The organism is Arthrobacter sp. NPDC058097, from assembly GCF_042884885.1.
In the GTDB taxonomy this organism is placed as follows: domain Bacteria; phylum Actinomycetota; class Actinomycetes; order Actinomycetales; family Micrococcaceae; genus Arthrobacter.
Window position 1 is genome coordinate 382,253 of the sequence record NZ_JBHVSZ010000001.1, and the last position, 11,365, is coordinate 393,617.

General features: G+C 66.2%; 7 protein-coding genes. 3 read left to right on the plus strand and 4 right to left on the minus strand.

Annotated elements, in window-relative coordinates; all coding sequences use genetic code 11:
• Window positions 1-102 precede the first annotated feature (102 nt).
• Window positions 103-2,994, plus strand: coding sequence for an alpha-amylase family glycosyl hydrolase (locus ACFVTE_RS01840; RefSeq protein WP_387096033.1), 2,892 nt, complete (start codon window positions 103-105; stop codon window positions 2,992-2,994).
• Here ACFVTE_RS01840 and malQ read toward each other — a convergent pair.
• Window positions 2,991-5,237 (minus strand): 4-alpha-glucanotransferase, encoded by a 2,247-nt coding sequence (malQ, locus tag ACFVTE_RS01845; protein ID WP_387096036.1) that lies wholly within the window; start codon window positions 5,235-5,237, stop codon window positions 2,991-2,993. The two genes, ACFVTE_RS01840 and malQ, sit on opposite strands and share 4 nt — an antisense overlap.
• Before the next feature lie 122 nt (window positions 5,238-5,359).
• Window positions 5,360-5,698, minus strand: coding sequence for a hypothetical protein (locus ACFVTE_RS01850; protein ID WP_387096039.1), 339 nt, complete (start codon window positions 5,696-5,698; stop codon window positions 5,360-5,362).
• Between the two features lie 206 nt (window positions 5,699-5,904).
• Between ACFVTE_RS01850 and ACFVTE_RS01855 the strand changes: the two genes are divergently transcribed.
• A complete protein-coding gene (locus tag ACFVTE_RS01855) occupies window positions 5,905-8,562 on the plus strand; it encodes a GH32 C-terminal domain-containing protein (RefSeq protein ID WP_387097118.1) in 2,658 nt (885 codons plus the stop codon).
• A 125-nt stretch (window positions 8,563-8,687) separates the two neighbouring features.
• On the opposite strand, the gene ACFVTE_RS01860 is transcribed toward ACFVTE_RS01855, so the two are convergent.
• Together ACFVTE_RS01860 and ACFVTE_RS01865 are read right to left on the minus strand one after the other, a co-directional pair.
• Window positions 8,688-8,981: a putative quinol monooxygenase gene (locus ACFVTE_RS01860; RefSeq protein ID WP_387096042.1), complete on the minus strand. Its 294-nt coding sequence runs from the start codon at window positions 8,979-8,981 to the stop codon at window positions 8,688-8,690.
• A gap of 89 nt (window positions 8,982-9,070) precedes the next feature.
• A complete protein-coding gene (locus ACFVTE_RS01865; protein ID WP_387097121.1) occupies window positions 9,071-10,069 on the minus strand; it encodes a LacI family DNA-binding transcriptional regulator in 999 nt (332 codons plus the stop codon).
• A gap of 165 nt (window positions 10,070-10,234) precedes the next feature.
• Here ACFVTE_RS01865 and ACFVTE_RS01870 point away from each other — a divergent pair, with 165 nt between their 5' ends.
• Window positions 10,235-11,350 carry a substrate-binding domain-containing protein gene (locus ACFVTE_RS01870; protein ID WP_387096045.1) on the plus strand — a complete coding sequence of 372 codons (1,116 nt, stop codon included), beginning with the start codon at window positions 10,235-10,237 and terminating at the stop codon, window positions 11,348-11,350.
• The last annotated feature ends 15 nt before the right edge of the window (window positions 11,351-11,365 follow it).

Below are 11,365 nucleotides of genomic sequence, written 5' to 3' on the forward strand. Positions count from 1 at the left end.
GCCTGGTATCGGTGATCGGGCCCGCCTTGGACGAGTCGGCACCCTAACGGATTCCGGGCTTCCCCACCCGGACAAGCAACGTTGCTTTGCGGAAGGTCCAACATGTTCACCGTCCCTCGCCTGAATTCCCCGCGCCCCACCGCCGGTCCGATCAAGCCCACGCGAGCAGCCCTGGCGGCAACCGGCGCTCTCGTCCTGCTGGCTGCGTCGGCCCTGCCCGCGCAGGCAGCCCCACAAACTCGGGCAGCCCCGACAGCCGCGGGCGCCGCGACAGCCCAGACACCCACCCAAGCCGCAGTTACCAACAGAACCCCTGGACCGCCGTCGGACACCAAACCGGGCGCCGGACCGGGAAAAGGTGCCCATTCGCTCCGGACTCCGGTCACCGGCGAGAACTTCTACTTCGTCATGGCGGACAGATTCAGCAACGGCGACGCCGGCAACGACCAGGGCGGGCTGGGACCGGATCCGATGGTTTCCGGCTTCGACCCCACCCGCAAGGGCTTCTACAACGGCGGCGACCTGAACGGCCTGCTGGACAAGATCGACTACATCCAGGGCCTCGGAACCACGGCGATCTGGCTGACGCCCAGCTTCAAGAACAAGGCAGTCCAGCCCGAGGACAACTCCGCCGGCTACCACGGCTACTGGGTCACGGACTTCACCCAGATCGATCCGCACCTGGGCACCAACGCCGAACTGAAAGCCCTCATCGACGAGGCGCACTCCCGCGGCATGAAGGTGTACTTCGACATCATCACCAACCACACCGCGGACGTCATCGGCTACAAGGAGGGTGCCCGCACCGGCTACGTCTCCAAGGACAAGGAGCCATACCGCACCGCCTCGGGTGAAGCCTTCGATGACCGGGACTTCGCGGGCCGGGCGGACTTCCCCAAGCTCGACGCCGAGACCTCCTTCCCGTACACACCGGTGCTTGATCCGGCGGAACAGAACCTCAAGGTTCCGGCCTGGCTCAATGACCCGACGCTCTATCACAACCGCGGCGACACCACCTTCGCCGGCGAGAACTCCTTCTACGGCGACTTCTTCGGCCTGGACGACCTGTTCACCGAGCACCCGACAGTCGTGGCCGGCATGACGGACATCTACGAGACGTGGATCAGGGACTTCGGCGTGGACGGGTTCCGCATCGACACCATGAAGCACGTCAACGACGAATTCTGGCAGCAGTTCGGGCCCGAGGTCCTCGCCTACGCCAGGGAGCACGGCAAAGAAGAGTTCTTCATGTTCGGCGAGGTCTTCGACACGTCCAAGAGCTTCACGAGCCAGTTCACCACCCGCAACAGGATGCAGGCCGTGCTCGACTTCCCGTTCCAGGACGCGGCTCGCAATTTCGCCTCGAAAAGCCAGGGCGCGAAAGAGCTGGCAACCTTCTTCGCCGCCGACGAATGGTACACCGACGCGGACTCCAACGTCTACCAACTGCCCACCTTCCTGGGGAACCACGACATGGGCCGGATCGGCAGCTTCATCAGCACCGACAACCCCGGATCAACCGACGCCGAACGCGTGGCCCGCGATGAACTGGCCCACGAGCTCATGTACTTATCCCGCGGAAATCCCGTCGTCTACTATGGCGACGAGCAGGGATTCACCGGCCCCGGCGGCGACCAGGACGCCCGCCAGACGCTGTTCGCCAGCAAGGTGCCCGACTACCTCGACGATGACCTGCTCGGCACGGATGCCACCCACTCCACGGACAACTTCGACACCGGGCATCCCCTCTACGCCAAGATCCGCGAACTTGCGCAGCTGACCAAGGAGCATCCCGCCCTGCGCGACGGTGCCCACCAACACCGGTACGCCTCGGACGGACCAGGCATCTACGCTTTCTCGCGCACCGATGCCAAGGACCAGCGCGAGTACGTGGTGGCGCTGAACAACAGCGAGAAGCCACAGACCGCCGCTGTTCCCACCTACATCGCCAAGCGCAATTACAGCCTTCTCTACGGCGACGCAGCCGCAACCTCCAGGACCTCGGTCGACGGCAAGCTGACCGTCACGGTGCCGCCGCTGTCCGCCGTCGTCTACCAGTCATCAGGCCGGATCCCCCGCGAGAAGGCTGCCCCCGCCGTCACGCTGCAGGCACCCGTTTCCGCCGCGGCCACCGCTGCGTCCGCCACCACCACCGCCGGGGACAACGGCAGGATCCAGGTGACCGCCGATGTCGACGGCACCTCGTTCTATGAGGTCACCTTCGAGGCCAGAACTCCGGGCGGCAACTGGGAGCCCGTGGGCACCGATGACACCGCGCCGTACCGGGTCTTCCACGATGTTTCGGACCTGAATCCCGGCACTGCCGTGGAGTACCGGGCGGTGGTCCTGACCAACGCCGGCCGCACGTCGGTCAGCACTTCGCGGTCCGCTGAGGTGCCGGACCCGGTGCTGACCATTCAGCAGCCGGCCGAAGGCAGCACCGTCCAGGGGAATGTGGACGTGGTTGCCACGGCCGACCCGGAGAAGGCCAGCCACGTGGTGCGCTTCGAGCGGAGCGTCGCGGGCGGGCCATGGACAGCCGTCGGCTCGGGCGATGATTCGTCCCCGGCGTACACCGTGGCGGATGACCTGGCCGCCCTCGACCTCGCCGACGGAACCGGGGTGCGGTACCGGGCAAAGCTCGACGTATCGGGCGTGGTGAGCAATGTCCGGACGGTGGTGGTGGGCGCCGCGCCGCAACCGGACTCGGTCACCGTAGCGGGAAGCCTGAACAGCGAGATGGGCTGCCCGGATGATTGGCAGCCGGCATGTGAGGCCGCGTTCATGGCCTTCGATCCGGCGGACCACCTGTGGAAACTCACCGCAGACCTTCCGGCCGGGCAGTACGAATTCAAGGCGGCCATCAACGGCTCCTGGGATGAGAACTACGGCCTGGATGGCGCCCCGAACGGTTCCAATATCGTGCTGAACCACGACGGCGGACCGGTCACCTTCCGGTACAGCCACACCACGCACGTGATCACGGCCGGCTAGGCCCGCATGGCCTCCTCGACCGCGGCGAGCAGGGAGTTGAACCTGTCGTCGTCCTCGAGGCTGTCGATCAGCACGGCGTCCCCGTCGGAGTTGGCCAGCGGCACCTGCCAGTTGGGGTACTGGGCGGAGGTGGTCCCGGGCTGGTTCTGCACCCTGCGTTCGCCGACCGCATCCACGAGCGCCACGCCGAGAAGGACCGACGGAGTCTGTGCGAGCAGCCGGTGCAGCGCCTCGATCCGTTCCTGCTCGGAACCGGCGTCGGTGGACGACAGCAGGCCGCGCTGCCGGAGCAGGTCCATCATTTTCTCCAGCTTGGCGTTGTGCTCCAGGCGCTCCTCCTCCGCAGAACGCTCCAGCAGCCCCAGCGCGTTCCGCAGCGTCACGTGGTCGCCGGCGAGGTAGCCGGCCGTGGGCGGCAGGTCGTGGGTATTCACGCTGGAGAGCGCCTGCAGCCTGTACCGTTCGGGCGGCAGCGGGGCGTCGCCGTCGTTCTCAAACCACAGGATCGAGGTGCCCAGGATGCCGCGGGCGGCGAGGTAATCCCGGACCCACGGCTCGAACGTGCCGAGGTCTTCGCCGATCACCACGGCGCCTGCACGGTGGGCCTCGAGCGCAAGGATGCCGATCATGGCGTCATGGTCGAACCGGACGTAGGCGCCGTCAACCGGCGAATTCCCTTCGGGCACCCACCACAGCCGGAAGAAGCCGAGGATGTGGTCCACCCGGATGCCGCCCGAATGCCGCAGCACGGTCGCGAGCATCTCCCGGAACGGCTTGTACCCGGCCTCGGCCAAGCGGGTGGGGTGCCACGGCGGCTGGTGCCAGTCCTGGCCCAGCTGGTTGTACATGTCCGGCGGTGCGCCCACGCTGACGCCGGGGGCAAGAACGCCGCTCAGTGTCCAGGCATCGGAGCTCTGCAGGTCCACGCCGACGGCAAGGTCATTCACCACGCCCAGGCGCATGCCGGCGTTGCGTGCGGCCTGCTGCGCCGATTCGAGCTGCTCATCGCAGAGCCACTGCAGCCAGCGGTGGAACTCGATCCGTTCCGCCAGCTCGTCCCTGAGCTTCTCCGCCAAAGGCGAGCCGAGCGCAGCCGTTGGGTCGGTCCAAAACGGGTCGTCGGCGTCGAGGTCTTCACGGATGGCACACCAGAGGGCAAAGTCATCCAGGCCTGCACCGGCCCTGCGGCAGTAGTCCTCAAACGCGTGCTGCCGCGAGGGCGAACGGCGGACGCCGGCAATCAGTTCGAGCGCTGCCAGCTTGGCGGAGTAGACCTTGTCCCGGTCAAGGCGCGTGGCGTCCTTGTTCAGCTTCCGTGCCTGCTTCGTGAGGCTGTGGACGAGGGCCTGCTTCTTGGGCTTCAGGTACGCCAGTTCCGGAATGGACTCGATCCGCAAGTACAGCGGGTTGAAGAACCGGCGGGTCGACGGCGAATACGGCGACGGCTCCAGCGGCGGCACGGGATCGGCGGCGTGCAGGGGATTCACCAGAACGTAGTCGGCCCCGCGTGCGCCGGCCACAGCCGCGAGCTCGGCGAGGTCGGAAAAATCGCCCACGCCCCAGGACCGCTTAGAACGGACGGAGTACAGCTGCGTCGCCAGCCCCCAGCCGCGGCGCTGCTCGAGGTCGGCTGCCGTGGACAGCCGCGCGGGGGTCACCACCAGCGTGGCCTCCGCAACCACCCCTGCCGCCTCGGCACGCAGGGTGTGCCACCCAAGGCCCGTATTCTGCGGCACGGCGAAGGTGGCCCGTCCGGTCAGAACGCCGTCCACGTCACGGGGTTCCACCCAGACGTCCTCCTGGACCGCCTCCAGCTGACGCCCGTCCTCGGTGACAGCCCACATCCGGACGGGCGAACCGTGCGGGACATGGACACTCACCTGCCCCGGCGTGCCGTCCTGGATTACGACGGCGGGCGGCAGCATCCTGCGCCAGGGCGCCAGTTCCGCCTCCGCCAGTTCGTGCTCGATGAGCTGGTCGGTGTGCGCGTGTACGCCAAGCGCGGCCAGGACGCGGATTAGGGTTTCGGCCGCAACCTCGTGCGGCTGCCCGTCCCAGCCCTGGTAGGACGTGCCAACGCCGTAGGCCTCCGCCAGCCAGCGCAGCAGCTCGGGATTGACTGCGGTATTGGCTACCGGCTTTCCGTTGCTCGCTGACGTTTCGGAGGAAGAGGTTTCCGGGGAAGGTGTTGCAGGGGAAGAGATCTCATGGGAAGTCGCGTGCTGCTGGCTGGGAACGTTCATATGTCCGCCTCGTCTGCTGTAATCGGCCCGAAACTAACGCTGCTGCCCGTCACGGCCGGCCGTTTTCAGAGCCCCCGCAACTGCTGGTTCCGATTATTGCAGGCTGCGCAGGCAGCATGGCCTCAAGCGGCGGCGCAGGCCTTCTGGAGCTCCCGGACAGAATTGCTGGGAACCTGATCTCCGGCCTCGGCAATCGCCTTCAGTGGTCCGGTGATTTCGGCGGGCACGCCGGCTGTCTCTGCCCCGGCGACGAGGCCCGCGAGCGCTGCCTTGTCCGAGGCGCTGACCAGGCCGTCCTCGATGATTGTGCAAATCTGGCCCTTCACCTGCTCGGCCGCTGCGTTGGCAACCTGGGACGCCGCCGAGCTCGCCGCATTCTGGGCTGCTTCCCCCGCCTGGGCGCAGCCCGACAGCAGGACGACGGCAGGGAGCAGGGACAGTGCGAGGAGGCTGCGTTTCATGAATCCACCCTAACAACGGCTCTTCCGGTGGACTTCGCTGTCGCGGCTCTGACAACGGTGTCGCGCGCGCAATTGCAGGCCGAATTACCGCCGCCTGATCCGTTGACTTGTCTTGTGGACATCCCCTAGCGTTCCAGTCACTGACAACGTTGTCTACCCGGATCAACTGGGGAAAGGCACGCGCGATGAAGGGCGACACCAGCACAATGCAGCAGAGAAAATTCGGCAGACTACAGCGATGTACCGCACTGACAGTGGCGGGTTTAGGCCTGGCCACGGTACTGGCCGGAGCAGGGACCGCAACGGCGGCGGACACTGCCGGCGACGAGCAGTTCCGGCCGGCCTACCATTTCACGCCGCAGCAGAACTGGATGAATGATCCCAACGGGATGGTCTTCTACAAGGGCGTCTACCACCTCTATTTCCAGCACAATCCGACCGGCAACCAGTGGGGCAACATGTCCTGGGGACACGCCACATCAACGGACCTGGTCCACTGGAAGGAGCAGCCCCTGGCGATCGCCACCGACGACCAGCAGGACATCTTCTCCGGCAGCGTCGTGGTGGACAAGAACAACAGCTCAGGCCTGGGCACTGCCGCGAACCCGCCTCTGGTGGCGATCTTCACCAGTGCCTACAAGGACGCCTCGCCGCACAAGGGGCTGCAGGCACAGTCCCTGGCGTACAGCGTGGATGAGGGCAAGACCTGGACCAAGTACAGCGGCAACCCGGTGCTCAACCGCAACTCGGCGAACTTCCGCGACCCGAAGGTGTTTTGGTACGACTCCCCCGGCGGAGGCGGCTACTGGGTGATGGCCGCCGTGGAGGCCACCGAGCACAAGGTGGTGCTGTACAAGTCCGGCAACCTCAAGGACTGGACGCAGCTCAGCGAGTTCGGCCCCGCGAACGCCACGGGCGGCCTCTGGGAATGCCCCGATCTGTTCCCGCTGGCCGTCGACGGCGACCCCGCGAACGTCAAGTGGGTGATGGTGGTCAACATCAACCCGGGAGGCGTGGCCGGCGGCTCCGCCGGGCAGTACTTCGTGGGCAATTTCGACGGCACCACCTTCACGTCGGAAACCACGAAGGCCAGCGACGCGCTTCCCGCGGGCACTCCCCTGGCCGGCTTCAACGACGGCACCTACAACCGCTGGACGGTCACCAACGAACCGGGCAACCCGAAGGACGGCCCGTTCGGCGCAGCACCAGCGGCCGGCACCCTCGCGGGGCAGAATGGCGTCACCGGCTTTGCCGGCGCCGGGCTGATCAATTCATTCAACGACGGCGACTGGCCGGTGGGGTCGATGACCTCGCCGCAGTTCACCGTGGAAAGTGATTACCTCAACTTCCTGGTGGGCGGCGGACAGCATCCGCGGGTCTCGGACAAACTGGACAACACCCCGCCGCCCGGGGACCTGCTGTTCAATGGCTTTGAGGTCCCGGACGGCTCCACCCTGGCCGACGCCGGGTGGACAGGAACCGGGGACCTGGCACCGGCGTTCCAACCGTCAACGTCCGGCGGGGACTTCTATATCGGAGCCAAGCGGATCAACACGTTCGAAACGGGAGGCGCACCCGGCGACGACCGGCAGGGAACCATGACGTCGCCGTCGTTCACGGTAAACCGGAACTTTATGAGCATGCTGGTGGGCGGCGGTCACCGTCCAGCGGGTTCCGGGCAGACGCTGGAAGCCCAGCTGCTGGTGAACGGCAACGTGGTGCGCAGCCTCGCCGGTGACGACGCGGGTGCCCTGAACTGGAAGGGCTGGGATGTGTCCGAGTTCGCCGGACAGCAGGCACAGCTGCGGATCGTGGACCAGGCCACCGGCGGGTGGGGGCACCTCACGCTGGACCACGTCATGCTGACCGACCAGGCCGCTGTGCCCCGTTCCGATGAGACAACCGTGAATCTCGTGGTGGACGGCAAGGTGGTCAGGACGGCCACCGGTGCCAACAGTGAGGTTCTGGACTGGGCGTCGTGGAATGTGTCCGAGTTCAGGGGGCGGCAGGCAAGCATCCGGGTGGTGGACAACAACCGCTTCGGCTGGGGCCACATCCTGGCGGACGAATTCGTCGCCTCGCCGCGGCCGGCCACTACGCGGGTCCAGACCTACGACTGGCTGGACTACGGACGGGACTACTACGCGTCTGTATCCTTCAACAACATGCCGCAAAACAAGCGCATCATGCTCGGCTGGATGAACAACTGGGACTACGCCAACAGCATTCCCACCACGCCCTGGCGCAGCGCCATGTCCCTGCCCCGTGAAGTGGCGCTGACGCAGACGGCCAGCGGTCCGCGGCTGACGCAGAAGGCGGTCCAGCAGGTGGACGGCCTCGGCACAAAGGAAAGCTACGCCGAAAAGCGGGCGCGAAACATACCCGCGGGAACGCACGCACTGCCGGCTGCGGCGTCGGGCGACGTGCAGCGTATCGATGTGACCTTCTCCCCCGGATCAGCGTCCAAGGCCGGGATCACCGTGCTGGGGAACGGCGGTAAATCGACGGTCATCGGCTACGACAAGGCAGCCGGTGAACTGTTTGTGGACCGGAGCAACTCCGGCATGACGGACTTCCACCCGCTCTTCGTTTCGGTTGACTCCGCCCCGGTGGCCGTGGACGACAGCGGCAATGTGACGCTGCGGATCTACGTGGACAGGTCATCGGTGGAGGTGTTTGCCCAGAACGGCCTGCGGTCCATTACGGACCAGGTCTTCCCTGAGCAGGTCCCGTCACAGCAGGTCCCTAACCAGGTGGCCCTCTTCGCCGAGGGGGGAACCGCACGACTCAAGTCCCTGACGGTCACGCCGCTCGGCCAGTCCATGTTCCAGCCTGCGCAAGTGCCCGCCAAGAACCGGAAGTAAGCCGAGAGCCGGGAGTAAGGGCCGGCGTCGGATAACGACGACGCACGGAAGGCCGGTGCCCGCAGAACCTGCGGACACCGGCCTTCCCCCTGCTGCGCACGCACTGGTTAGGCGGCGTGTGGGGCCTAGTGGACCGGCTGCAGCCAGGTCAGCACCGACCCGTCCTCCTCGATGTGGTCCGCAAGCTCCCCGTTGAACCGGGCTCCGTAGTCCGCCGTGATGTGCTCCTGGAAGGCTGCCGCGTCCTGGTAGACCTCGAACACGAAGTACTCGCGGGGGTTGTTTTCCCGGGTGTACGGCAGGAACAGCTGGTTGCCGGGCTCGTTGCGCACCTGCTCGGTGAGTTCGCGCATCATTTCGGCCACCCGGGTTTCGCTGCCGGGCTTGACGGTGAATTCGGCGTAGAGCGTCTTGGTCATGGTTCTCCTGTCGGGATGGGTTGCGTGGGGATCGGGCAGTTTTGTTAGGTCGGGTTTGTTACGTCGGGCGGCTTTAGTCCGCGGGCGGGTTACTCCGGCGGCCGCAGCTCGCCGGATCCGCGGGTGATGAGTTCGGAGGGGACAACGTAGGTCTGTGCAGCACCGTGGTCACCGTCGATCCGGGCCAGCAGGCGTTCGGCGGCCAGTTTTCCGATCCGGTCGGGGTGCTGCGCAATCACGGTGACGCCCGGCTCCATCATGTCCGCCAGCGTGAAGTCGTCGAAGCCGACGAGGGCAACGCGCTTGTTCAGGCCCAGCTCCTTCAGGGCCCGCATGGCGCCGAAGGTCACCAGGTTCTGGCTCGAGAAAATGGCAGTGGGCGGGTCTTCGGCGCTGAGCAGTTCCAGCGTGGCCAAGCGTGCCGACTCTTCATCGTGGAGTCCTTCGAGGACCGGAATCGTGGACGTGGGTATCCCCGCCCTGCCAAGGCCCTCGACGAACCCGCGGCGCCGCTCCCTGGCCGTCTGGATGTCGGTGCGGTCACCCATGTACGCGATCCGGGTGTGGCCGTGCGCGATCAGGTGCGCCGCAGCCTTGGCGGCGCCGGCGGCGTTGTCCGTCACCACGGCGTCGGCCTCGATCCCCACGGGTTCGCGGTCGATGAAGACGATGGGCAGGTCCCGGGAATGTTCCGGAATGACGTAGGCCTGGCTCTTGGCGATGGGTGTCAGCACCAGGCCGTCCACGCGCCTGCCGAGGAACGCAGTCACCAGGGCCTTCTCCCGCTCAGCGTCGTCGTCCAGGCTGGCCGCGAACACCGCGATTCCGCGGGCAGCCAGTGCGTCCTCCATGGCGCGGTGGATCTCGCTGCTGAACGGGTTGGCCACACTCGGCAGCAATAACCCGACGGAAAGCGTCTGGCGGCCGGCGCGCCGAAGGCTGCCCGCCGCCATGTCCAGCTGATAGTTCAGCTGCTGCGAGGCGCCAAGTACACGCTGCCGGGTGGCTTCCGAGACGCCGGGCTCATCGTTCATGACGCGGGACACCGTCTTGATCCCCACGCCGGCCAGCGCCGCGACGTGGCGCATGGTGGGGCGGCTCTTGGACCCCTCGGCCTGGTAACGATTAGACATCGTTGTCATAAATCCGTCCTTCATCTTTGCATTTGCCTTGACTCTACCCTGTGACGTTGATTACATGATGCCTGACATCGTTGTCAGGCACACCAGATGCCCTGAAACCCAGGAGATTCAATGTTGAGTTCCAAAGCCCCGCGGACAGCCACCCACCGCCTGCTCGCCATCGGCGCAGTCCTGACCCTCGGCACGCTCAGCCTCACCGCCTGCGGCGGAAGTTCCACCGCCACCTCCGCCACCGGGGGCTCCTCCGAAAAGGTCGGCGTCTCCCTGATCGTGAAGACCACGTCCAACCCGTTCTTCGTTTCCATGCAGGACGGAGCCAAGAAGGCCGCCGAGGCCGACGGCGTGGACCTCAAGCTCGCGGCCGGCAAGGCCGACGGCGATGAGGACACCCAGATCCAGGCCATCGAAAACGCCATCTCCAAGGGCGACAAGGGCATCCTGATCACGCCCAACGGCCCCTCCGTCGTCGATGCGCTGAAGAAGGCCAAGGACGCGGGCCTGTTCGTCATTGCACTCGACACTCCGCCGGACCCGGCCGACGCCGCCGACATCACGTTCGCCACGGACAACTTCGCCGCAGGTGAACTGATCGGCAAGTGGACGGCCGCGCAGCTGGGCGGCAAGAAGGCCACCATCGCCCTGCTGGACCTGTTCGACGACAAGGTGGTCTCGGTGGACTACAACCGTGACCAGGGCTTCCTCACCGGCCTCGGCATCGACACCGCGGACAAGAAGAAGAACGGCGACGAGGCCAAGACCGGCAAGTACACCGGCGGCAAGGGCGGAGACTACGAGATCGTCGGCAGCCAGGCCTCCCAGGGTGCCGAGGACGGCGGACGCACCGCCATGGAGACCCTGCTGGCCAAGAACCCGAACATCAACGTTGTCTACACCATCAACGAGCCGGCGGCCGCGGGCGCCTTCGAGGCGCTGAAGTCTGCCGGCAAGGAGAAGGACGTCCTGGTGGTTTCGGTGGACGGCGGCTGCACCGGCGTCAACAACGTCAAGTCCGGCATCATCGGCGCCACCGCCCAGCAGTACCCCGTCAAGATGGCCGAGCTCGGCGTCAAGGCGATCGTGGACCTGGCCAAGACCGGCCAGAAGCCGGCCAACTCAGAGGGCCTCGACTTCTTCAACACCGGCGTGGAACTCGTGACGGACAAGCCGGCCGACGGCGTCAAGAGCATCACGACGTCGGACGCCTCCCAGATCTGCTGGGGCAAGTAACCGGACATGACAGGA

Excerpts from the sequence above, each read along its gene's own strand:
- ACFVTE_RS01840 (WP_387096033.1), top strand. The coding sequence starts at position 103 with ATGTTCACCGTCCCTCGCCTGAATTCCCCGCGCCCCACCGCCGGTCCG.
- malQ (WP_387096036.1), bottom strand. The coding sequence starts at position 5,237 with ATGAACGTTCCCAGCCAGCAGCACGCGACTTCCCATGAGATCTCTTCC.
- ACFVTE_RS01850 (WP_387096039.1), bottom strand. The coding sequence starts at position 5,698 with ATGAAACGCAGCCTCCTCGCACTGTCCCTGCTCCCTGCCGTCGTCCTG.
- ACFVTE_RS01855 (WP_387097118.1), top strand. The coding sequence starts at position 5,905 with ATGCAGCAGAGAAAATTCGGCAGACTACAGCGATGTACCGCACTGACA.
- ACFVTE_RS01860 (WP_387096042.1), bottom strand. The coding sequence starts at position 8,981 with ATGACCAAGACGCTCTACGCCGAATTCACCGTCAAGCCCGGCAGCGAA.
- ACFVTE_RS01865 (WP_387097121.1), bottom strand. The coding sequence starts at position 10,069 with ATGCGCCACGTCGCGGCGCTGGCCGGCGTGGGGATCAAGACGGTGTCC.
- ACFVTE_RS01870 (WP_387096045.1), top strand. The coding sequence starts at position 10,235 with ATGTTGAGTTCCAAAGCCCCGCGGACAGCCACCCACCGCCTGCTCGCC.